Genomic DNA, 23,566 nt, shown 5'->3' on the forward strand with positions numbered 1-23,566 from the left:
CAAGGATGTCCTCCCCGGACACCCCGCCGGTTAGTGATTGTTGCTTGGCCGGCAGGTCTCCTGACTGGTGCGTCATCGCCTGCTCCAGCCTTCCCGGGATTCGATCCCAGTGGCAATTCAGGAGCAGGCTCAGCACCTACAGTTGCGGGGGCAGTTCCGTTTGATGCGTTGGCAGCATCACGGATTCCCTATTAATCCCATGTGGAAACCGGCGGCGGCATGGTAGTCGATCATGCCGCCCGAGGCGAACCCATCTCCTGATCAGAAGTATTTAAGCCAGCCGATATCACGCCGACGCGCCTTCAATGCGGCGAACCAGCGCACCGGCAGATACAGCGCCGCAGCCAGCAGCACGGCAGTCAGCCACACGGCCCAAATGCCATCGAACCCGAAGTAGTCGCCGTGGTTCAGACCGAACAACGCCACGCTGACCAGGTACAGCACTTTCAGCACATAAAGATGGAGCAGGTAGAAGAACATCGGTGCCGCGCCAAAGACCGCCAGGGTGCTGATCCACTTGTGTTGCCGGGCCCGCTCGAAGCCCAGCAACAGCAAGAGCCCAATGCCCAGCGTCAGGCACAGGAACAGCAGGGAAGGTGGGTATTTGGTGATGTTGAAGAAGCTCATGAGGGTGTGTGTGGTGCTTTCATGGACCGCCCAGTGTGCCTCGCCATAACCGTTCGCCAGGCGCAGGAGGACAAAACCGATCAGTGCGCCGGCCCCCGCCAGCAACAGATAACGTTGACGCAGGGCGGTCGAGGCGGGGCGGGCGAACCAGGGGCCGATGCTGTAACCCAGGGCAATGACCCCGATCCACGGCAGCACCGGGTACGACGTGCGCAGGCGCAGGCTGTCGGAGAATTCGATCCAGCCGCGATCATGCAGAATGGCCCAAGGGATGTGCAGCGCCGAACCGACCGGGAAGTGCAGGGAGTCGAGCAGATTGTGCCCGCCCACGATGATCAGCCCCAGGCCGCAGAGGATGGGTCGCGGCAGCCAGACCAGTGCGGCGAGGGCAATCATGCTGACGCCGATCGCCCAGATCACCTGCAGGTAAATCACGGTGGGCGGGAACTGGAAGGTCCAGGCGAAATTCACCAGGGTGAACTCCAGCACCACCAGGAACAGGCCACGCTTGAACAGAAAGGTCGACACGGCGTGCTTGCCCTGATGCTTTTCACCGTACAGAAACGCAGACAAGCCCGTGAGCAGGACGAACACCGGCGCACACAAATGGGCGAGCGTGCGGCTGAAAAACAACGTCGGTTCAGTGCTGTCGATGAGCATCGGGTCGGTGACCTGGCGGTGCAGGAAGAAGGTTTCGCGCACGTGATCCAGCAGCATGAAGATGATCACCAATCCCCTGAGGGCGTCGATGGACATCAGGCGTTGGCTAACGCTGGTGATGGGTGGGGTTTGAACAAGGTTTGTCATTGAAAGTCGCGGTCCGTGAGTATTGATATAACATAACATTTAATCCGGGCAAAAAAAAGAGGTCAACAGGGCAAGACAGCGGGGGGATGAAGGCTTGAGGTTGAGCGACCCGCAAGGCCGCTCAATTCAGGAGGGGTTTAGAAGAGAATATAAGCGGATGCCGTTGTTTGATTCAGGTCCATGTTGCCGACCTGCAGTACTTCATATTCAGCGCGGACACCGATGTTGCGAAATACATCGAGTTCAACGCCGGCACCGTAGGTCAGGTCCACGCCCGTATCGTCATCGGCGGCATTGCCGTCAGCATCCCAGGCATGGGCACCGACAATGCCGAATACGCGCACTCGGTCTCCCAACGGAAAGCCGAGATGGGCACTGGCCTGGACAGACTTACCGTCGAAATCCAGATTGCTGTCTTCGAATTGGCCGAGATCAACGAAGGCGCCTTCGAAGGCCAGATAGCCGTTGAGTCGATAACCTGCAAAAACCTTATAACTGGTGTCTTCATCGTTCAAATGGACTTTGTCGGTTTCAATGCTGCTGACGCCAGCGCCAAGATATAAACCTTTGTCATCAGCGAGCGCCTGAAAAGACAGTAACGAAAGCAGTGAAACGAAGCCAAGGTTTCGAAATAGCATGTGAGGCAGGGTCCTTCTACGGGTTGTCGATGGGTGTTGGCCGAGAATTTGAATGAGCGTGAAGAATGATTGAAGTCATTGATTGATATTTATGAATGGCTTCAAAGGGTTTGATAGGTGTTAACCAACCAGGCTAAGGCAACGCCCGATAAATAGGCGGCCAGGCAAAAGATGACTTTCTGTTTGAGTGGAAGCGAATTCAGTCGATAGCGCATGCTTATCCCCTTGGGTAGAAACAAGCATGCTGACCATTCAGGTTGTTGGATGAAAATTATTGATTGTTATTTTTGGCGGCCGTGGCCAGTTTTGCAGAGTTACGCCTGGCCGTTTCCGAGGGGGTTTCTCCATAAGCATCCTGATACGCTTTGGAAAACCGGCCCAGATGGTGAAAATTCCAATACATGGCGGTTTCAGTGACCGTCGGCCAAGTGTTGCGGATCAAGTCCCGACGGGCACGAGCGAGTCTCAGGTTCTTGATGTAAGCGATCGGCGAAATCCCGAATGTTTCGACGAAGCCATGGTGCAAGCTGCGAGTTGTGGTTTGCAGTTGTTTGACCAACGCCTTCATGCTGAGGGATTTTTTGGTGTTTTCATGAATGTATTGCATGGCCTCTATTGCGATCTTTCTTCTTCGCGGGGGAGTAAGCGCGGATCGGCCAACAGGTATCAGGGCCCGTAGCAGAGAAATCAGCAACGCACTTTCAGCCGCTGAAGTTTCAGCGCAGCTGAGCGGTTGCAAACGAGGCGGGGTGGCGTCCATGGAGTAGGCGTTGATCGCCTGAATGGCGGATTGCACCAACTGGTAATGTGCAACCTGAAAGCGCTGCTCCTTTCTATCCCGCAGCATATCGATGGAAGAATGGTTTCCAAGGCAATGTACGTAATGTTCGAGAGTCGTGGTCAGGGTGAAAAGCGTTTCATTCGGCTCGCAGGTGTAGTGCACGGGCTCACCGCTATACAACACGATGATTTCGTTAGGCCACAAATGATGATTATTGACCGTGGGTCGACCCACCAAAGCCTGTGAAATGGCAAGGGTTACAAAGCCCTGAGGGACACAACCCATCAAGGTGACGGTTGAGTCAAACTCCAGACGACTGCATTGCAGCCTGGAACCCTGAAAGAGCTTGTGCTGCCTGATGTTTGCTTCGTGTTCCAACGGGGCGAGGCTCAGCTGCCAACGGCCAACTGTTCTATCGGTTTGGTCCGCAGGCGTGGCCGTTACGTGAAAGACTTCATCAGGGATCATGATGCTCATGGAATAGATTGCTCTTCAGCTAATTGGACAGTGCCCGGGTTTTTCTCAGGCATCGACAATGCCGCAGTAAAGACGTACGCGTCGCTCGAGGATAACTCCACCAGGCCTTGAAGTTTATCGGGTGCCAGGTTCGATCCAAAGATCGCGGTTTTCTGGCTGGCCGGGCCGATGGCTGCCGCATCAAAAGCAAAAAAATCCTCAGCACGATAGGCTGTGACAATCCTGTAATCGGACTTTTCATCGCTCAGCTTGTTCGTGTTGCTTTCAAGACGCGTCAGGTCGGCGCCATAGAGTTCCTTGTCATCAGCCAAGGCCTTGAGAGACAGCAATACACCAAAGGATACGGTAGCGAGGTTTCTTAGCAGCATTGACGTGCGTTCCTTGTTGATGATGTTTTCAGGCAGTGCCTGCGGATAGTCCTGCTCCCACGATGCTGGTTGAAGTCAAAAACTCATATTTCGCTCAAACTGGAGTCAGCGACAGGTCGTGACTCCGATTGTTGATTTTGTGGCGGGGCAGGCAAGGCGTTGTCAAAAGCGTCTTCATCGTCATGGGCTTGCTTTTCAGAGTAGATTTTCAAGTGCTTGAGCTTGATTGTTTCGTTCGGGCTCAATTCCAGTTCGTAGAGTTCGATTTCCGTACTGCCGACCGAATATTCATTGTGTGCCGCTGCAGCAAACGATAGTGCAGCCAGCGCTAGAGCTGCCAGGATCCTGGTTATCATTGATTTGATGACTCGCGGAAAATGTATGTTTTCAACGCTGATGTCAGCAGGAACGACTTCGAGCGCTACAAAGGCGGGATGTTGCGGGGGGAGGGGGTTTGATTCAAATTAGTAATTATTATTTTTGTTCTGATGTGATGGGTTGCAGATGTCTCAGTGATTCATGCAGCGCAAGCGGCCAATGTCATGTACATAAAAGCATACGGCGTTTTTGTTGGAGGTGGGGAGCAACTCATAGTTGAGAACGGCGCCTTCCTGTAGAACGAATTGACGCCTGAAAAACAGATCCGGCGTCTTTTCAATGGCGAATAATTCAGTGTCCTGGCTGAGTTTGACGTTGCTGATCTTTATTTGCACATGGTGTTTGCTTTCCCGGACAATCTGCGCCGAGATGGTTGCATTACGAATCTTTCCGTTCAGGCTTTCAATCGTGGTTTGTGTCAGTCGGCCATGGCCGATGGTCAGGTACTCTTCGGTATTGAGTTGATTGGAGTCCTCCAGCCATTGACGAGTCATGGTTTGATAACTGATATTTTCCATGTAATAAGAGGGCGAATAGGTCAGGGAAAAGACACAGGCGGCGTTGATGATTGCAAGCACGATCCAGTGAACAGTTGAAGAGGTCATTGACTTCATAGGGTGGCTTCCAAACATTGCCGGATCATCGGGGCAAGGTCTTTTTGCCCGCTATTCAATTGCAGGTTTGCAGTGCTTAGATCCGGACGAACGCACGAAACAGAGTAGTTTGTTTTAAACAGGTTCAACCAGACTTCGCCTTTCAAGTTTGGCGGTAGCTGTTGCACCTGGGTCGCCGAGAGGTCCCTCAGCGATTCAGCTTCGGCGACACTCTCGCCTAATGCATGGATGACCAGTTCATTTTGTTTGAGGGTGGAGACTTCTATTTTCGATGTGTCGAAACCTGAGTGGAAACCCGTGTAGGCGCAGACTGCCAAGGTCAGCACATAGCCGATTAAATGGGCTTTTGTCAGGTAAGTTGATTTCCTGGTCTTTGCTGAAGGCACCGCAAGATCGTCATTCCCGAACGCCGCCGGCTCTTCAACGGCGAGCACAGGCGCAACATCTTCCGAGGGTGTTGGGGGATTTGTGGGGACATCGACTACATAAAGACGGTTGAAGCAATAACCTCTTCGCGGAACCGTCATCAGAATCTCGTGATCACGACTGTCATTGAGAATGTTTCTAAGGGAGAAAACTGCCTGGTTCAAACTGCCGGAGGCGACGACGCGGTCATTCCAGGTGTAGTCGATGATCTCTTCACGACTTTTAGTCTGGCCGGGCTCCATGAGCAGCAGCTCCAGTAGGCGCGATTCTGCTCTGCCTATCGTAGTGCTTTGTACTTCTCCATGGGGCGTGGTGAGGGTAAGCAAGGCGGTGTCTGGATCGAAAAGGGCCATGGCACCATTTTTCAATGTGAAGGCGTAGCGCATGGGAGTCCTCCGTTCAGGTGGTTCTGGCTGAGTATAGAGACGGTTTCAGAGGCCGATTTGACGCAGTGCATTCTTGTCGAAGGGAACGGCTATGAGCGGGGGCGGTGATGATGCGCGGATCGAGTGACCGGCGCTATCCGAAAACTGCAAGGTGGGCGAGCCTTACTTCGCCCATTCAGATGCAAAGATCGGAAATTCCTGATGGTAGGTTTTTTTTGGCTGTTTCTATACTGGCCACCCATTCAAAGGTTTAAAAACCACAGCAATAAAAACAACAAAGCTGCAAGTCAACTCTGAATAAGCTATTTGTTTTTAGCCTGTTCGGGTTGTGAGTATCTGCATTTTGCATAGTTGAATAATAAGAGCGGCGTTCAAACCGATTCCCACGGTTTGACGCTACAAGATCTTCTATAGCTATTAATCAGAGCCTGATAAATGAACTTCTATGAAATCATCGGTTATGACCGTGACGGAACTGTTCGTGAACTTGATACAGCGCTGAACAAGGGGACGCTCACAACCAGGGATGTTACGTTTTCCGCACTTGGTTTTAATGCTCCGGGCTGGATTGCCGCCTCTTCGATGTCGATTCTTTACTCGATATCGGGCCACCATGCGCCGCTGGCCATATTGATTGCGTACTTCTTCCCCATGCTGGTCATGGCGTTCTGCATGATCTCCCTCACTCGCCAGGCCCCCTCGGCCGGCGGCGTCTTTACCTTCACCTCGCGTTTCCTGCATACCAGCGTCGGGACCATTCTCGGCTGGGCCTACTCCGTTGCCTGTACGGCAGTAATGGCCATGTGCGCAATCATCGGCACCGAATATATCCAGGCGCTGTTCCCGGCCCTGGCGGGTGCGCTCAACGCCAAACTGATTGGCACAAGCATGGTCCTGGTCTTCCTGGCCATTTCCTGCAAGGGCGTCAATGCCACCGCGAAAATTGCCAGCATTTTCCTGATTTTCGAGATCGGTGTCGTTGCCGGGCTCGGGTTGATGGGCATCATCGACCCTCAGGTACCGGACCTGTCGGTGCTGTCCATGTACACGCCAGAAGGGGCGGACGGCTGGTCAGCCATCGGGCCAGGGGTGCTGTTCGGTGTATGGATGCTCGCCAACTTCGATTCGGCAATCAACTACATCGAGGAGTCGCGGATTCCGGTTCGTACCGTGCAACGCTCCATGTTGCTCGTGCTGACGTCCGCCTTCGTCATCTACACCCTCGCGGCCATCGGCTGGCAGTACGCCGTGCCCGTGGAGACACTGGCGGCCATCATCGAGGACGGCAACGGTGGGCCAATCGCCGCGGTGGCAAACGTCTACTTGCCACCAGCCCTGGCCTGGATTGCCTTGTTCGTGGTGATTACGTCGGCCTGTGCCGGCATGCAGATCTCTTCGAGTGCAGCGGCGCGCACGCTTTATCGCATGAGTGAAGAAGGGCATCTGCCGTTGGCGCTCAGTGCCGTCAACAAGACCAAGTCGCCCTGGCTCGCCAGCGTGATCGTCGCGGCCGTCGCCATTGCACTGCTGTGGTGGAAGCCGCTGGACAAGATCGTCTGGTACTACGACGTGGTGACTATCACGCTGGTGATGTCCTACATGGCTGCCATTGCTGCCTTCATTGTCATGACGTTCCGCCGTCAGCGTTTGGCAATCGCGTTCGCACTGGCGATCCCTGCAACTCTCGCCATTCTCGTCCTGGGATACATCGGTTACACCGCCGGCGCCAATCCGGTCTCGCCAGAGGATCAATACACGGCCTGGTACCTGGGCGCGCTGACGATACTGTCTGGCGCACTGATCCTGGTCTGGCAATCGCGTGTCTCCAGGAAGCCGGTACTTTCCAAGGCTCAACAGTCCTGATTTTTTAAAAAACATCGGAGAACTTATGAAACGTGTCGTCGTTATCACGGGCGCTGCAAGGGGTATTGGGCTGGCCATCGCCAGGCGTTTTGCGGCAAGTGGTGATCATCTGGTGCTCAACTACTTCGACACCAGGGATCAACTGGACGAGGTCATCCGCACAGCCGAAGCCAACGGTGGCGACGGGATCACCGTCCAGGCCGATATCAGTCATCCCGAAGCCGCGGCCGGGATCATTCGCGAAGCCGAGGGTCGCTACGGGCGGGTTGATATCCTGGTCAACAATGCCGGCAGACTGGTTTCAGCGACCGTCGAGCAAACGACCTGGGCGCAGTGGGAGCAGATGATCAGCACCAACCTCGGCGGGACCTGGGCCTGCATGCAGGCGGTGTTGCCGGGCATGCTCGCACGCGGTCAGGGGCGGATCATCAACATCAGCTCCGAGCTGGGGCTGATCGGCTTCCCGACCTATGCCGCGTACTGCGCTTCCAAGGGCGGGGTGATCGCGCTGACCAAGGCGGTCGCCAAGGAAGTGGCCCCCAAAGGTGTACTGGTCAACTCGGTGGCGCCGGGGCCGATCGAGACCGACATGCTGATCAACGACACCCTCGAATTCAACGATGAAACCCGTGCGAGCCTGCCATTGAGGCGCTTTGGCAAGCCGGATGAAATCGCCGCCATGGTCGAAGCCCTGGCCGGGCCCGCCGGTGATTACATGGTTGGACAGATCATCAGCCCCAATGGCGGCGCTGCGATCTAGCTGGGTGTCTTGAAGTTTGACTTCACCGCTAATAACAAGAAGGAAACAACATGAGCGCTGTAATGATTACCGGTGGTTTGGGCTATGTGGGCAGATACCTGACCAGGAAGCTCAGCGAACAAGGCGTCAAGGTGGTGAGTTACAACCGTGACTACTCCGAAGCCAGGTCCGAGTTCATGACCCCTGTGCAGGGAGAGTTGTTCGATATCCCGAGGATAGTTAGAACCATCCAGGAACATGGCGTTGATCGTGTCATTCACACGGCGGCCATGTCCCATCCCGACTTGTCCATCGACCTGCCCATCACGACAGTGACGGCGAACATCGACGGCACCCTCCATTTGCTTGAAGCCATGCGCCTGGCGGGCATCAAGAAGTTGGTCAACTTTTCTTCGGAAACGGTCTATGGGCATTTCGAGGGAGAGATCAATGAACAGACACCGACTTACCCGACAACGCCCTACGGCGTCACCAAGATTGCCACCGAGCACTTTGGCCGGGTCTACAACGATCTCTATGGCATGGAAGTGATTTCCCTGCGAATCGCCGAAGTGTATGGCCCGGAAAACAAGATGCCGCAAGTGCTCAGGGACATCCTCAAAACCGTCCACCGTGGTGAAACATTTACCTTGGCTTCGGGCGGCGATCACAGGTTCCACTACATCCACGTGGAAGACGTCGTGCGTGCCGTATTGATGGCGGCCGAAACCCGGGACCTCAAAGGCGGCGTCTTCAATATTGCCGGTGATCGCTCCTGGACGCTGCATCAAGCCGTTGAAATCATCCGCAAGATCATTCCCCAAGCGCGTATCGAAGTGGGCGGCGGTTATTGGCACCTCGATCGCCATGGCGAATGGGACCTGAGTGCCGCCGAGCGGGAGTTGGGTTATCGAGCGCAGTGGTCGCTGGAAAAAGGCCTCACCCATTATTCCAACTGGCTGATCGATCACGAGTATTGATCGGCGCTGGGTCGCTGTTGTTGGTGAACGTTCAATACTCACGGGTGATTAAGCATGATTGAAAATCCGATTGTCTGGCCAAACGGTGCACGCTGCGCCGTGGCCTTTACCTTTGATATGGATGCAGACAGCATTCTGCATGTGGCGCACCCCAAGGATTCCGCGACACGGGTTGCCAGTATTTCGATGCTGCACTACGGCCCTAAAGTGGCGATACCAAGGATCCTGGAAACCTATCGACGCTTCGAGATCAAGCAGACGTTTTTCATTCCAGCCTGGTGCATCGAGCAATACCCGCAGGCCATCGAGGCGATCGTCGAAGGTGGGCACGAAATTGCCCACCACGGCTATATCCATGAGCATCCCAACGAGCTGGTTCGGGAAGAGGAAGCCTATTGGCTCGACCGCGGTTGCGACACCATCAAGCGCTTCACCGGCCAGGCACCGCGAGGGTGGCGGGCGCCCCTGTACAACATGTCCGAGCACTCGGCTGACCTGTTGATCGAACGCGGTTTCAGTTATGACGCCTCCTTGATGGGCGATGATGTGCCTTATCTGTTGCGCACGGGAGCGGGGGATCTGGTGGAGCTGCCGTCAAGCTGGGCGCTGGATGACTGGCCGCAGTACATGCACAGCATCGACCTGGATTTCCAGATGCCGATCCAGTCGCCGCAACGCGCCGTCGAGGTGTTCAAGGCCGAGTTCGATGCCGCCAGGGAGTATGGCGCGCTCTTCGTGCCGGTCTGGCATCCGTTTCTGTCCGGTCGCCTGTCACGCTGGCATGAAGTGTCGAAGCTGATCGAATACATGATGGCCAAGGGTGATGTCTGGTTTGCCCGGATGGACGAGATCGCCGCGCATGTCCAGCGCAGTGTCGCCACGGGGGCCTACAAACCACGGATCGACAAGCTGCCGTATTACCAGGGACCGGTTATAGCTCACCGATAGCAGGGGGAGGCGACCCTCGAGGGAGGGTCGCTGCTCTGCCTGATCCCCGGTCATTGCGGCCACTGCTCAAGCAGTATCGACACGAACTTTTCTGCGGCCGGGGAGAGCGAAGCGCCCCGTCGATAAACCAGGCCCAACGATCGATTGACCACGGGGTCGATGAGAGGAACGCTGACCAGTGTTGGATGATCACCTGCGGGCATCGCCAGGCTGGGCATCGCCGACACGCCTAGCCCTGCTTCGACCAATCCCAATGACGTGGAAAGATGCTGCACTTCGTAGAACCACTGCGGACGCCAGCTCAGGCCTGACAGCGCGTGATCCAGCAGCATGCGGTTGCCGCTCAGCCGGCCCACGCCGATCAACCGATAGTCGCCCAGTTCAGACCAACTGACCGAACTGCGCCCGGCCAACTCATGGTCGCGCCGGCAGGCGAGGACAAAGGGTTCGTTAACCAAGGGCACGAACTCGATGTCGGGGTGCTGGCCGCTCATCATGTTGATGCCAAAATCCGCTTCACCGCGCAGCACCGCTTCCAGGCCTTCATTGGCACTCAGGTCGAGCAGGCGAATGCGGATTTTCGGATAACGTTCGTTGTAGATGCGGATCACCGAGGGCAGGAAGTAGAACGCCGCGGTGGGGATGCAGGCGAGCGTTACCCGACCGATCTGCCGTTCCGCCAATTCGCGGATATTGAGAATCGAGTCGTCGAAGTCGTCCAGCAATCGACGTGCCTTGGGGAGAAAGTCACGTCCGACGCTGGTCAGGCTGACCTTGCGCGTTGTTCGATCGAGCAGCGCAGTGCCCAGCCCCTCTTCGAGTTTCTTGATCCGCCGGCTCAAGGCGGGCTGCGACAGATGCAAGGCTTCTGCGGCTTCGTGAAAGCTGCCCAGCTCAGCGATTTTTACAAAGGACCTGATGTCCTGAAGCTCATATTCCATGTGCTTGTCTCACCCAAAAGAGGCTTGGCCACGGCCGGAAAGATTCATTCGTGAAGTGGAATAATAGCGCCAATCTTTGCATTGGAAACACCAGTGCTTCCCTGTCACTCTTGTTTGCAAGACATCAATTAACCCGATTGATCAACAAGAGTGATAAGCCATGCAACGTATTCCTTGTGTTCTCATGCGCGGTGGTACCTCCAAGGGCCCGGTATTTCTCGCTTGGGATCTACCGGTCTGCGTTAAAGAGCGCGATGAGCTATTGCTCTCAGTGATGGGCTCCGGTCACGAGCTGGAGATTGACGGGATCGGCGGCGGCAGCCCGCAGACCAGCAAGGTCGCGATCGTCAGCCCTTCGTTGCATCCCGAGGCGGACGTCGATTACCTGTTCGTCCAGGTCATGGTGTCCCAGCGTCGGGTCGACACGGCGCCCAACTGCGGCAACATGCTCTGCGCCGTCGGCCCGTTTGCTATCGAGCAGGGCCTGGTCAAGGCAGCCGGCGACTCCACCCGGGTGCGCATTCGCAACCTCAACACTGGCACCTTCGTCACCTCCGACGTGCTGACGCCCAACGGCAAAGTCAGCTACGAGGGCGACACGGTCATCGATGGCGTGCCGGGCAGCGCGGCCCCGGTGCAGTTGACCTTCCTCGATGCGGCCGGCAGCAAGACCGGCAAGCTTTTCCCCACCGGCAACACCCTGGATGTGTTCGACGGGGTGCCTGTGACCTGCATCGACATGGCCATGCCGATGGTGATCATCGAGGCCCGTCATCTGCACAAGCGCGGCGATGAAACCCCGGCCGAGCTGGACGCCGACAAGGATTTCCTGCGTCGGCTCGAAGCCTTGCGGTTGCAGGCGGGAAGGGCGATGGGGCTGGGCGATGTCAGCGACAAGGTCATCCCCAAGCCGGTGCTGGTGTCCCCGGCCAAGGCCGGTGGCACCCTGCAGGTTCGCTACTTCATGCCCCACAACTGCCATCGCGCGTTGGCCATTACCGGCTCCATCGGCCTGGCGACGGCCTGTGTCAGCGAAGGCAGCGTCGTCGCGCGGATGCTCGGCAACAGCGGTGGTCCGCGCCTGCAACAGGTGCGTATCGAGCACCCGAGCGGCGGCATCGATGTGGTGTTGTCCTACATCGGCGACAACGGCCAGACCATCCGTGCCTCGGTTGTGCGCACCGCGCGACGGCTGTTTTCCGGTTTCGTCTATGCCCCGGCTTCCCAGCGACTCGCCGGGTAGTGATCTGACGCTGCCTGTGGTTTGCATCAGCACAATTCTAAAAATGGGTGATGCCATGAAAATCGTAAAATCGCTCTACTTTCAAATCCTCTGCGCGGTCCTGCTCGGTGTCGTGGTCGGGCATTTCTGGGGCCAGCAAGCCGTCGCCCTCAAGCCATTGGGGGATGCCTTCATCAAACTGGTGAAGATGATGATTGCCCCGGTGGTGTTCTGCACCATCGTCACCGGCATTGCCGGGATGAGCGACAAGCGCTCGCTCGGGCGCTTGTTGAGCAAAACCATGCTGCTGTTTCTCGGGCTGACGGTGGTCAGCCTGATCATCGGCCTGGTGGCGGTCTACCTGTTCAAGCCGGGCGCGGGAATGAACATCGATCCGAGCCAGTTGAGCACCGCAGGGTTGTCCCAGTACACGGAGTCGGCAGCCAAACTCGGGGTCGTCGAGTTTTTCATGCACATCATTCCCGATACCTTCATCGGTGCGTTCAGCAAGGGCGAAGTGTTGCCGGTGCTGTTTATCGCGGTGCTGTGCGGGTTTGCCCTGTCATCCCTGGGCGAGCGCGGCAAGCCCGTGCTCGATGTACTGGAAGCAGCATCGCAGATGGTCTTCAAGATTTTTTCCTACCTGATGCGCTTTGCGCCGATCGGTGCCTTCGGGGCGCTGGCGTTCACGGTCGGGCAGTACGGCATCACCTCGCTGGGCTCCCTGGCGAAGTTGATCATGACCCTGTACATCGCCTGCGCTTTCTTCGTCTTTGTGGTGCTGGGGAGCATTTGCCGCGCCCATGGTTTCAGCCTGTGGAAGTTGCTGCGCTACCTGCGCGAAGAGTTCCTGGTGGTGCTGGGCACGTCCTCCACGGAACCGGTGATGCCACGCATGCTGGAAAAGCTCCAGGCGCTGGGGTGCAGGAAGGGTGTCGTGGGGCTGGTGTTGCCGACGGGGTATTCGTTCAATCTCGATGGCACGGCGATCTACCTGTCGCTGGCGGCGGTCTTCATTGCCCAGGCCTGCAATATCGAGCTGAGCCTCACGCAGACCCTGACCATGCTGGCAATCATGCTGCTGTCCTCCAAAGGCGCCGCAGGGGTCACCGGCAGCGGCTTTGTGGCCCTCGCCTCGACGCTGTCGGTGATCCATGACATTCCGCTGGCGGGCCTGGCCTTGTTGATCGGCATCGATCGTTTCATGTCCGAAGCCCGTGCATTGACCAGCCTGGCCAGCAATGCCGTGGCGACCGTGGTCATCGCCATTTCCGAGAACGCCTGCGACCGTCAGGTGCTGCTCGATACCCTGGACGGAAAAACCTCGACGCCGCTGGCCGGGGACCAGGCTTGGGAGCCGGTGGAAGTCGCCCACCGCAGCTGACCGCTACCCGCAAAAACCGTTCATCGCCGCTCATTGCCGGACGTTGCCGAGTGCAACGTCTGGTAGTCTCGGGGTCGTTCGCCTGCGCGTCGATCTCGCCATCCATAACAACAAGAGAGATGCCCTATGCTCGCCTTACTCGGCCTGGCCATGGTGGTAGTGTTCACCTACCTGATCATGTCCAAACGCTTGTCGCCCATCGTCGCGTTGACCGTTGTGCCGATCGTCTTTGCCTTGATCGGCGGTTTTGGCGGCACCACCGGGAAAATGATGCTCGACGGCCTGAAGATGGTCGCGCCGTCGGCCGCGTTGCTGCTGTTCGCGATCCTGTTTTTCGGCTTGATGATCGACTCGGGCCTGTTCGACCCGCTGATCCGCAAGATTCTCAAGCGGGTCAACGGCGACCCGATGAAAATCGCCATCGGCACCGCGCTGCTGTCGTTGACGGTCGCACTGGACGGCGATGGCACGACCACCTACATGATCACCTGTGCGGCGATGCTGCCGTTGTACAAGCGCATCGGCATGAACCCGATGATCCTGGCGACCATTGCCATGTTGTCGCTGAGCATCATGAGCGGCTTGAGCCCCTGGGGCGGGCCGGCCACCCGGGCGATTGCCGCGCTGGGGGTGGATGCCGGAGAGTATTTCATCCCGTTGTTGCCGACCATGATCGGCGGCGCCGCCTGGGTGGTCTTCACCGCCTTTCTGCTGGGTCGCGCCGAGCGCAAGCGCATCGGTAACATCCAGCTGCAGAGCGGCGGTGGTGATTGCTACATCAAGGCCATTCTTGAAGACACACCGCACAAACGCCCGAAGCTGGCCTACGTAAACCTGATGCTGGTGATCGGCGTGATGATCGCGCTGGTGATGGGCCTGGCCCATTCGGCGATCCTGTTCTTGATCGGTTTTGTCCTGGCGCTGATGATCAACTATCCGCAGCTTGACATCCAAAAGGAACGCATCCTCGCCCATTCCGGCAACGCCATGACCGTGGTCCTGCTGGTGTTCGCCGCCGGTGTCTTCGCCGGGATTTTCTCCGGCACGAAAATGGTCGATGCCCTGGCCCAGACGCTGGTGGAGTGGATTCCACCGTCCTGGGGCCACCTGTTTCCGCTGGTGGTGGCGATTACCAGCATGCCCTTGACCTTCGTGTTGTCCAACGATGCCTATTACTTCGGCGTAGTGCCGATTCTCGCCAACGCAGCGGCCGCCTACGGCATCGACCCGGTGGAAATCGCCCGGGCATCGGTGCTGGGCCAACCGGTGCACCTGATGAGCCCCTTGGTGGCGTCGACCCTGTTGCTGGTGGGCATGGTCGATCGCGATATCGGCGACTTCCAGCGCGCCACCGTGAAATGGGCCGTGCTCACCTCCCTGGTGATCACCGCACTGGCCCTGCTGACCGGCGCCTTGACGCTGTTCTCCTGAGTTATCCCTGACGCACGGCTAGACGCCTGTCCACGCGCCGTTCGCCGGCGCGCGAATTCCTGCATCCTGAAAAACAACAAGAGTAGTTCCGCATGACCCATTCTCTGATTGGCAGGGCGCTTTTACCTCTCCTTGGGGTATTCCCGATTGCCGTGGTTGATGCCAGCGATTTCATCGACGACAGCAAGCTGAAGCTGCAGCTACGCAATGTCTACTTCAACGAAAACTTTCGTGATGAGCATGGCCTGAGTGCCCGCGCGGCCAGCACCGCAAAAAGTGAGCGCACCGAATGGGCGCAGGGCTTCCTGCTGGATTATCAGTCGGGGTTTACCCCGGGGACAGTGGGTCTGGGTGTTGATGCACTGGGATTGCTGGGGGTGAAGCTGGACTCGGGGCGAGGTCGCAGCGGTACCGGCCTGTTGCCGGTGCATGACGATGGCCGCGCCGCCGATGAATTCTCCAGCGCCGGCGCCACGGCGAAGATCAGGCTGGCCAAGAGCACCCTCAAGTACGGGACACTGCTGCCCAGGACGCCCGTACTGATCTACAACGATGCACGCCTGTTGCCGCAGACCTATGAGGGCGGCCAGCTGACCAGCACGGATATCGACAACCTGACCCTGACCGGCGGACGCCTGGACCGCTTCAAGCAGCGTGATTCCACGGACAGTGTGTCGATCGTGCCTGATGGCTACTCGGGCGACAGAGGCGGGGACTTCACCTACGCCGGCGCCGACTACAAACTCGGCAAGAACACGCGCCTGAGCTACTTCCACGGCGAGCTGGAAGACTTCTATCGCCAGGACTTCGCCGGCATCCAGCACGATCTGGCGTTAGGTCGCGGGACCCTGACCGGCGACCTGCGCTACTTCAACAGCCACGACGCGGGCCGCGCCTACGCCTCGAAGATCGATAACCACATGCTCAGTGCCCTGGTGTCCTACGCGGTGGCAGGGCACACCTTTGGCGGCGGCTATCAAACCCTCAGCGGTGATGCAGGGCTGCCCTACATCAGCGGTGCCACGGTTTACTCGTTCAGCAACGCCGGTATCGGCAAGTTCATCGAGGAGGACGAGAAAACCTGGATGCTCAGCTACGGGTACGACTTTGCGCCCCTGGGCGTGCCAGGCCTGACATTCCTGACCCGATACCTGAAGGGCAACGATGGCAAGTCCGACACCCGGATCAAGGAATCCGAACGTGACACCGAACTGGCCTACGTGGTCCAGAGCGGTGCGTTCAAAGGCGTCGGTGTAAAGCTGCGCAACTATGTCTACCGCGCGGACTTCGCACGTGGGCGCGACAGCAACCGGATTTACATCACCTATGACATCGCGCTCTGGTAGAGCGCACGTTGGCAGCCTGGCCTGATTGGACCAGGCTGCCATCACTCGTCCGACGATCCAATGAACTGCCGGTTCTAGCGCTTGATCAGGGAAATCTTCGTGCCTTCAATGCTGATCCCGGCCATCAAACCTTGCTGGGAGAAGATGAACGCGTAGGCGTCGTCTTTCAGCGTCGAGCTGGACAGGTTCTTCGAAAGCCCCTCATCCACCACGACCACCGTTGGCCCTACACCGATTTCCCAACCTTTGGTTTCAGTGATGTATTTCACCGCTTTGTCGGTCATCAGGAAAACCACATAGCCATAGGACTGGGCGCCGGCCTGCAAGCCCCAGGAGCCGCCGACGGAGTTGTAGTAATCCACTGCTGTGTTGCCTTTCATCAAGACGCCTTCGCCGTAGCTGCCGCCGAATACCAGGCCCGCCTTGATGATTTTCGGGAAGACCAGTATCGCCTTGGCTTGTTTCCCAATGGTTTCGGCAGCGGGATTGGTTTTGTACAGCGTCTGCAGCGCTTGCTTGGAGTCGGTGGTGAGGTCCTCGGCGGTCGCGGCGCCTGCCGTATTCAGGAAACTGGCCGAGGCCAATGCGACAACTGCAAGCAAAGCCGTCAGGAACATCCGTATGGATTGAGTCATTTGCGTACTCCGATAAGGGAGCATTGGATGGCAGTAGCAGTCAGCGCCTACTTGCGGCAGGAACCGAAATCACTGAACGTTATCCGGCGCACCCTGGAATGTGTGGATTTCAAGCGTCGCGGCTGAGTGGAACAAGTGATCAGTTGCGATGCCATCACTTGTTGTGACCACTGAGTGATGGCAGCGTTCATCACTGGCGTTCGTATTGTCTGTTCCCGGTGGGCGCGCAAGGTGCCGGTTCATCGCGATCGGGCACCTGCGAAGCGAGCGTCAGCCTTTGATGAAGGACAGCAGATCCTGGTTGATCACGTCGGCATGGGTGGTGCACATGCCATGGGGCAGGCCGGGGTAGGTTTTCAGTGCGCCCTGTTTGAGCAGCTTGATTGCCAGGTGGGCCGAATCGGCGATCGGCACGATCTGGTCGTCTTCGCCGTGCAGCACCAGGGTCGGCACGTCGATGGCCTTCAAGTCGTCGGTAAAGTCGGTTTCCGAGAAGGCTTTGATGCAGTCGTACTGCGCCTTGGCCCCACCATTCATGCCCTGGCGCCACCAGTTGTCGATGATCGCCTCGGAGACTTTCGCGCCCGGGCGATTGAAGCCATAGAAGGGACCGCTCGGAAAATCACGATAAAACCCTGAACGGTTGTCGGTCAGGGCCTTGCGCAGACTATCGAAGACGTCCAGAGGCAGGCCGCCCGGATTGTTCGCGGTGCGCAGCATGATCGGCGGTACGGCACCGATCAGCACCGCCTTGGCGACGCGACCGCGGCCATGACGCGCCACATAACGCGCCACCTCACCGCCACCGGTGGAGTGACCGATGTGCACGGCATTCCTGATGTCGAGATGCGTCATCAGCTGTGCCACGTCGGCGGCATAGGTATCCATCTCGTTGCCCACAGTGGTCTGCGACGAGCGACCGTGGCCGCGGCGATCGTGGGCAATGACACGGAAGCCCTTGCCTGAGAAAAACAGCATCTGTGCATCCCAGTCGTCACTGGACAGGGGCCAGCCATGATGGAACACCAGCGGCTGTCCGGTGCCCCAATCCTTGTAGAAAATCTGCGTGCCGTCCTTGACGGTGAGTATCCCCGACCCGCTGGCATGGCCGTCGTTCTTGCTGCCCGCCGGCACGGCTGCCGGGGTCGATTGCGCTGCGAGCGCAGGTAGCGTCACGGCCAGGGCGGCGGCCATGGCGCCGGTGGTCATCAATCCTCTGCGGGTAGTACCGCTTGTCTCATCAGTCATGATCGACACCTCATGTGTGTTTTAAAGGTAGCGCCGGCGGGGCCCGGTACGCTTTGGCAGCCCAGAATTTATGGGCAAACCAAGGCACTGAACACTGGACATGGGTGTGTGGGATTAACGCTTTGGTATGGGCAACCCCCCTGTAGGAGCGAGCTTGCTCGCGAAAAACCAGAGAACGCCACGGGGCGTCAGGTTTCCCGCGTCATCGTTAGCGTCCATCGTCGGAGCGTTCCAATTTACCGGGCGGGATGTGGACCTGTACCCGAGCTTTCCCGGAAAGCGTGGGCCTGTCCGAAACGAATGCTTGCGGCCTGAGATTGTCCCCGCCAATATCAATCGCTATCCACCCCTCGGCAGCGCCTGTGAACCGGGCCAACTAATCAGCACATTAGCGAAAAAAAATACCCCTCGGAGAGGTAATGCTGTTCACTTTAGGTTGGAGGGCTTCAGGTGGATATTTGGATTAGGTGTATATCCATTCCTGCGGTAACGGCCACCTAAGGTTTCGCCCTTACGGCGAGTCACTTGGAAGAGCCCCAAGTAACCAAGGGCTCTTGCCCCTGGCGTTCGGTGCCTCGCCTAGGCTCGGCATACCCTCGCTCCGGTCCTGCTCCGTGGGCCCGCCGCGATGGGCCATCCTTGGCCCAGCGCGGCTAACCCGGCATCCATGCCGGGTTGCCCACTGCGCAGAACCTCCACTCGGCCTCTCGATGGGGCAAGAAAATCAAAAGCCAGAGCAAAAGCGAGGCGGCCTGACAGCCGACCTGATTAAGGGACCTGCCTACGATCCAATTGTGGGAGCAAGCTCGCTCCTCCAGGGGAACGTGCTCACTTGAAACCAGGTCGGCTGTCAGGCCGCCTCGCTTTGCTTTGATCGTGGCGCCCCGTTAAACCACGATGGCCGAACGCAGGCATTGCGTAGTGGGTAAACCGGCAGGACGCCGGTTTAGCCGCGCTGGGCCAGGGACGGCCCATCGCGGCGACCCACGGAGCAATGCCTTCGATACGGCATGCCGAGCCACAGCGAGGCACCGAGTGGTGGGGCAAGAGCCTTTTGGTTACTTTTGGGCTCTTCTGTACAGGCTCTTCCAAAAGTGACTCGCTGTAAGAGCGAAACCATAAGTGGCCGTTACCGCAGCAATGGATATCCCCCCAATCCAGTTCTTAACAACACCATGCTTAAGTGAACAGCATTACCCTCGGAGAGGGGTATTTGTGTGGTTACAATTTACTGAGGTCCCAAGGCGGGACGCCAGGTGGATCAAAGCTTAGGCAACTGCCCGATACGCCCCATCATCTCGGTCACGATTTGCAGATCGAGCAGGAACTGCTCGGTGGTCTTGAACTCGTTGTCGTTGTGACCGGTGTATTTGACGTCCGGCATGGCCAGGCCGAACTGCACGCCGTTGGGCAGTTCATGCACCGAGGTGGCGCCGGCGGAGGTGCCGAACTTGTGCTCCATGCCGAGGTTTTCGCTGGCTACGGCGAGCAGGGCCTTGACCCATTCGCCCTCGGGGTTGCGGAACATCGGTTCGGCGATGGAGTAGTCGAAGGCCGGGGCGATCTTGCTCTGCTTGCTCCAGGCATCCAGTTTTGTAGCGATTTCAGTCTTGAGCGTTTCCGGCGACTTGCCCTTCGGCACGCGCAGGTTGACCGCCAGCTTGAAGGCTTTTTCATCCATCCCGACATAGGTCAGGGAGGTGGTCAGCGGTCCCATGAACTCATCGGAGAAACCCACCCCCAACTTGCCACCCAGGTAGTCCAGCCCCCAGTTGTCGGCGGCGTAGCGGGCGGCGTCGGTGATGTGGTTGTGCTTGAGTGCGACCTTGCCGTCGAGGCTGTTGATGAAGTCGAGCATCCTGGCCACCGGGTTGACACCGGACTCGGGCTCGGAGGAGTGGGCGGAGACGCCGGTGACGGTCAGCTTGACGTCCTTGCCGTCCACCTTGGCGGTGACTTCGAAGTTACCGCCATTGCGCTTGGCATACTCGGTGCCGGCCTGTTGCAGGCTGGCGGCCAGCTCTGCGGGCTTGTCTGTCACCAGGGTGGCGACCGAGGTCGACGGAATCTGGTTGGTGGCCAGGCCGCCGGTCATCGAGGTGATTTCGGCGCCATTGCCCTGACCCTTGCGCTTGGCGAAGCTGGCCATGACGGTGCCGTAGCCTTTCTCGGCGATCACCACCGGGTAGCCGCCGTCCAGCGCCAGGTTGTAGTTGGGCGTCGGGTTGCGTTCGAAGTAGTAGGGGATGGCGTCGCCCGTGGTTTCCTCGGTGGTGTCTACCAGCAGCTTGAAGTTGCGTGCCAGCGGCAGCTTTTCTTCCTTGATGACCTTCATGGCGTACAGCGCGACCACGATGCCGTTCTTGTCATCCTCGGTGCCCCGGCCATACATGCGATCGCCCACCAGGGTGACCTTGAACGGATCGAGCCGGGTGCCATCCTGCAGCACCCAGTTTTCTGGCGTCACCGGCACCACGTCGGCATGGGCGTGAATACCGACGACTTCATCGCCCGTGCCTTCCAGGGAGATCTCATAGACGCGGTTGTCGATGTTGCGAAAGTTCAGGTTGAACGCCTTGGCCAAGCTCTCGATCTTCCCGGCGATCTTGATGAACTCGGGATTGTCATGCTGGGCAACGCCCTCGACGCGCACGGTGGGGATGGCCACCAGTTCACGCAGGGTTTCGGTGGCCGCGCTGCCGTACTTGATCCGGGCATAGAGGCCGAGCAGGCGGTGGATTTCGTTTTGCTGTTCAGGCGTCAGCGTCTTGTTGTCCTGGAAGGCACTGATGGCCGGGCCGAGGTTGTCCGTCTTGGCGACGTCGCTCTTGGCCAGGCTGGCCAGGAACTGGCGGAAATCCGTGACCGAGGCATCACTGAACGTCTTGAGGATGATCGCGCTCTGTTGCGGGGTGATGTTGGCCTGTGCAGCAAGGGTGAACGACGACAGGCTGGCGAATATCAGGGTGGCCGCGGCCAGTTTTTTGAGTGAAAAGTCCATTGCTGGAGGCATTCCTTTGCAGGTGGGCTGTAGGAAACTTCTGATCGTTTAGTCAGAAAGATCTGCAAACTTACACCGCGAAGGTGGGATGGGGCAGCCCCTGAAGTGGGATCTGTCGCACAGAAATGCAAAAGCGGCGCAGAATCGAAAAACCTGAGTGTCGATGTTTAATCTCGTTCAACAGCTTGCAGGAACACGGCTTGCTGCGCGGCGTTCCGGCGATGGCGGCCACAGGATCGCTATCGCCGGCAAGCCGTGCGCCTACATATTGCCCATCAGCCTCTCAACCGAAATGACAATGCCTGAGTAGGTGCAGAAATCGTTGCGCCTCCCGTTTGCTGTGTCAGTTCGGCGACCGGGATATGGCAACGAATGAACCCGCTGCGGGTTTTCTGCGAAGGCGGGCGGACCTGCGCGCATAGCTCTCCGAGCTGCCTGGGGCAGCGACCCGCCAGGGGGCATCCCTGACCCGCAATGGAGGGCGAGCCTGGCATGGCTGGCGGTGGCGGCACGTAGTTATCCTTGCACAGGCCCGGGGCCGCGTGCAGGAGCATTTCGGTATAGGGGTGCAAGGGCGAATCGAAGAGCGCGTCGGTGGCGATCCGCTGCATCAGTTCCCCGCGATACAGCACCGCGACCTGGTCGGCCAATTGCCGCACGACTGCCAGGTCGTGGGAGATGAACAGCATCGCGACGCCGTGCTGCTGCTTGAGCGCCAGCAGCAGTTCGACGATTCTGGTTTGCACCGATACATCCAGCGCCGAAAGAATTTCATCGCAGATCAACAGCTTTGGATTGACCAGCAACGCCCGTGCAATTGCCACCCGTTGCCGTTCGCCGCCGGACAACTGTTCGGGAAACCGACTGAGGTACCCCGCATGCAATCCGACACTTTCCAGCACCGTCTCCAGGGTGTCGGGTTTCAATTCGATGCCGAAATGACGCAGTGGCCGCTCAAGGATGGCGCGGATACTGCGGCGCGGATTGAGTGACGCATCGGGGTTCTGGAAGATGTACTGAATCTGCCGCAACTGCTGCACGGACCTGCCGGCGAGTGTCGGGGCCAGGGTCTGGCCGTCGACGCTGATGCTGCCTGACACCGGCGCGAGCCGGCCGCTGATGGCGCGGGCGATGGTGGATTTGCCGCTGCCGGATTCGCCCACCAACGCCACGATCTCACCGCTGTGCAACTCAAGGTCGATGTCACGCGCGATGGGGACGATTTTCTTGCCCAGCCACTGGGTGAACCAGCCCGGCTGCACGTAGGACAGCGAGAGTTCGTCCACCGACAGCACCTTGTGCGCATCGCGTTTGGTAGCGAGGGCGATCACCGGCGCAGGTGTCGGGGCTTGGGCGGCGGCCACGTCGGACCAACGCATGCAGGCGACCGATTGCGCATCGGCCACCGGTATGAGGTGCTGCGGGGTCGTGCGACAGTCGGGGGTGGCGAAGTCGCAGCGCGGTTCGAACTTGCAGCCCTCGGCCATCTGGTCGCGCCGCAACATGCCGCGCAGGCCGCGCGCACCGCCATGGCCGTGCAGGACTGTGGGGATCGAGGCGATCAGCCCGCGCGAATAGGGGTGGGCTGGGTGCGCCAGCAACTGATCGCAACGCGCGACCTCGACCAGTTTGCCGGCATACATGACGCCAATGCGATCGGCGATTTGGGCGAGCAACGCGAGGTCATGGGTGACGTAGAGCATCGCCATGCCGATGCGGCTGCGAAGATCTGACAGCAGCTGGATGATCTGGCGCTGAGTGGTGACGTCCAGTCCCGTGGTCGGCTCGTCGAGCACCAGTAGATCCGGGTTGCAGGCCACGGCCATGGCGATCGTCACACGTTGCTGCTGACCGCCGGACAACTCATGGGGATAGCGCCGGCTGACATCGGGCAGCCCGACCAGGGCAAACAGCTCGGTGATGCGCTTGTCCATGGATATGCCGTCGGGCAAGGCGCGGTGGGTCGCAATCATCTCGCGGATTTGCCGACCTACCCGCATGCCCGGGCTCAACGCGGTCGTCGGATTCTGCGGGACCAGTGCGATGCGGTTGCCGCGAAGCGTTGCCAGCGCACGGGTGTCGAGCTTGAGCAGGTCGGTGTCTGCGAACACCACCTGGCCGGTCTGCACGCGGCTGTTGCCGGCACCATAGCCGAGCAGCCGATAGGCGACCGTGGATTTTCCGCAACCCGACTCGCCGACGAGGCCGAATGTCTCGCCCCGGGCAATGTCGAAGCAAACCCCTTCCACGACATCGGTCCATCCGGTTTGGCCGGCGTAGGCGATGCCGAGGTTTTGAATCTCGATCAGCTTGGTCATGGTTCCAA

At 58.5% G+C, this 23,566-nt stretch carries 20 protein-coding genes and 1 riboswitch; of the genes, 8 read left to right on the plus strand and 12 right to left on the minus strand.

All coding sequences use genetic code 11. The features are described from left to right. Positions 1–32: 32 nt before the first annotated feature. Positions 33–228: riboswitch (cobalamin riboswitch) on the minus strand. Positions 229–261: 33 nt separating this feature from the next. The 7 genes from DKB71_RS15180 to DKB71_RS15210 all read right to left on the minus strand — a co-directional run bounded on the left by DKB71_RS15180 (position 262) and on the right by DKB71_RS15210 (position 5,502). Further along, the gene (locus tag DKB71_RS15180; protein ID WP_408600910.1) at positions 262–1,434 is read right to left on the minus strand and encodes a DUF1624 domain-containing protein; all 1,173 of its coding nucleotides are present in this window, start codon (positions 1,432–1,434) and stop codon (positions 262–264) included. A 137-nt stretch (positions 1,435–1,571) separates the two neighbouring features. Further along, on the minus strand, positions 1,572–2,072 hold the full coding sequence (locus DKB71_RS15185; protein WP_323627100.1) for an outer membrane beta-barrel protein: 501 nt from the start codon (positions 2,070–2,072) through the stop codon (positions 1,572–1,574). Between the two features lie 271 nt (positions 2,073–2,343). Then, the gene (locus DKB71_RS15190; protein WP_323627101.1) at positions 2,344–3,330 is read right to left on the minus strand and encodes a helix-turn-helix domain-containing protein; all 987 of its coding nucleotides are present in this window, start codon (positions 3,328–3,330) and stop codon (positions 2,344–2,346) included. Further along, positions 3,327–3,698 (minus strand): hypothetical protein, encoded by a 372-nt coding sequence (locus DKB71_RS15195; RefSeq protein WP_323606066.1) that lies wholly within the window; start codon positions 3,696–3,698, stop codon positions 3,327–3,329. The genes DKB71_RS15190 and DKB71_RS15195 overlap by 4 nt, the downstream gene beginning before the upstream one ends. 83 nt (positions 3,699–3,781) lie before the next feature. Continuing rightward, on the minus strand, positions 3,782–4,054 hold the full coding sequence (locus tag DKB71_RS15200) for a hypothetical protein (RefSeq protein WP_408600911.1): 273 nt from the start codon (positions 4,052–4,054) through the stop codon (positions 3,782–3,784). A 153-nt stretch (positions 4,055–4,207) separates the two neighbouring features. Further along, complete coding sequence (locus DKB71_RS15205) at positions 4,208–4,690, minus strand: hypothetical protein (protein ID WP_274076273.1); 483 nt, start codon at positions 4,688–4,690, stop codon at positions 4,208–4,210. Continuing rightward, positions 4,687–5,502: a transcriptional regulator gene (locus tag DKB71_RS15210; protein ID WP_408600912.1), complete on the minus strand. Its 816-nt coding sequence runs from the start codon at positions 5,500–5,502 to the stop codon at positions 4,687–4,689. The genes DKB71_RS15205 and DKB71_RS15210 overlap by 4 nt, the downstream gene beginning before the upstream one ends. A gap of 435 nt (positions 5,503–5,937) precedes the next feature. On the opposite strand from DKB71_RS15210, the gene DKB71_RS15215 reads away from it, so the two are divergent. The 4 genes from DKB71_RS15215 to DKB71_RS15230 are packed head-to-tail and all read left to right on the plus strand — an operon-like array spanning position 5,938 to position 10,032. Continuing rightward, positions 5,938–7,365 (plus strand): APC family permease, encoded by a 1,428-nt coding sequence (locus DKB71_RS15215; protein ID WP_408600913.1) that lies wholly within the window; start codon positions 5,938–5,940, stop codon positions 7,363–7,365. Positions 7,366–7,390: 25 nt separating this feature from the next. Next, on the plus strand, positions 7,391–8,125 hold the full coding sequence (locus tag DKB71_RS15220) for an SDR family NAD(P)-dependent oxidoreductase (RefSeq protein ID WP_274076276.1): 735 nt from the start codon (positions 7,391–7,393) through the stop codon (positions 8,123–8,125). A 50-nt stretch (positions 8,126–8,175) separates the two neighbouring features. Beyond that, positions 8,176–9,084, plus strand: coding sequence for an NAD-dependent epimerase/dehydratase family protein (locus tag DKB71_RS15225; RefSeq protein WP_408600914.1), 909 nt, complete (start codon positions 8,176–8,178; stop codon positions 9,082–9,084). A gap of 54 nt (positions 9,085–9,138) precedes the next feature. Next, positions 9,139–10,032: a polysaccharide deacetylase family protein gene (locus DKB71_RS15230; RefSeq protein ID WP_408600915.1), complete on the plus strand. Its 894-nt coding sequence runs from the start codon at positions 9,139–9,141 to the stop codon at positions 10,030–10,032. Positions 10,033–10,082: 50 nt separating this feature from the next. Here the strand turns inward: DKB71_RS15230 and DKB71_RS15235 are convergent, their stop codons facing one another. Beyond that, positions 10,083–10,973, minus strand: coding sequence for a LysR family transcriptional regulator (locus DKB71_RS15235; RefSeq protein ID WP_274076279.1), 891 nt, complete (start codon positions 10,971–10,973; stop codon positions 10,083–10,085). 160 nt (positions 10,974–11,133) lie between these two features. Here DKB71_RS15235 and DKB71_RS15240 point away from each other — a divergent pair, with 160 nt between their 5' ends. From DKB71_RS15240 to DKB71_RS15255, 4 genes are all read left to right on the plus strand, one after another. Beyond that, positions 11,134–12,216, plus strand: a complete 1,083-nt coding sequence (locus DKB71_RS15240; RefSeq protein WP_274076280.1) for a 4-oxalomesaconate tautomerase — start codon at positions 11,134–11,136, stop codon at positions 12,214–12,216. A 43-nt stretch (positions 12,217–12,259) separates the two neighbouring features. Then, a complete protein-coding gene (locus tag DKB71_RS15245) occupies positions 12,260–13,579 on the plus strand; it encodes a dicarboxylate/amino acid:cation symporter (protein ID WP_408600917.1) in 1,320 nt (439 codons plus the stop codon). Between the two features lie 126 nt (positions 13,580–13,705). Continuing rightward, positions 13,706–15,010 (plus strand): CitMHS family transporter, encoded by a 1,305-nt coding sequence (locus DKB71_RS15250; RefSeq protein ID WP_408600918.1) that lies wholly within the window; start codon positions 13,706–13,708, stop codon positions 15,008–15,010. Between the two features lie 92 nt (positions 15,011–15,102). After that, positions 15,103–16,356, plus strand: a complete 1,254-nt coding sequence (locus DKB71_RS15255; protein WP_408600919.1) for an OprD family porin — start codon at positions 15,103–15,105, stop codon at positions 16,354–16,356. Positions 16,357–16,430: 74 nt separating this feature from the next. Here the strand turns inward: DKB71_RS15255 and DKB71_RS15260 are convergent, their stop codons facing one another. The 4 genes from DKB71_RS15260 to DKB71_RS15275 all read right to left on the minus strand — a co-directional run bounded on the left by DKB71_RS15260 (position 16,431) and on the right by DKB71_RS15275 (position 23,558). Further along, entirely contained in the window at positions 16,431–16,991 is a 561-nt protein-coding gene (locus DKB71_RS15260; RefSeq protein ID WP_274076284.1) for a lipid-binding SYLF domain-containing protein, read from the minus strand. A gap of 270 nt (positions 16,992–17,261) precedes the next feature. Then, the gene (locus DKB71_RS15265; protein WP_408600920.1) at positions 17,262–18,239 is read right to left on the minus strand and encodes an alpha/beta fold hydrolase; all 978 of its coding nucleotides are present in this window, start codon (positions 18,237–18,239) and stop codon (positions 17,262–17,264) included. A 1,261-nt stretch (positions 18,240–19,500) separates the two neighbouring features. Continuing rightward, positions 19,501–21,240: a dipeptidase gene (locus tag DKB71_RS15270; protein ID WP_408600921.1), complete on the minus strand. Its 1,740-nt coding sequence runs from the start codon at positions 21,238–21,240 to the stop codon at positions 19,501–19,503. A gap of 275 nt (positions 21,241–21,515) precedes the next feature. Further along, entirely contained in the window at positions 21,516–23,558 is a 2,043-nt protein-coding gene (locus DKB71_RS15275; protein ID WP_408600922.1) for a dipeptide ABC transporter ATP-binding protein, read from the minus strand. Positions 23,559–23,566 lie beyond the last annotated feature (8 nt).

Source organism: Pseudomonas sp. PLMAX (assembly GCF_046042685.1).
Lineage (GTDB): Bacteria > Pseudomonadota > Gammaproteobacteria > Pseudomonadales > Pseudomonadaceae > Aquipseudomonas > Aquipseudomonas putida_AE.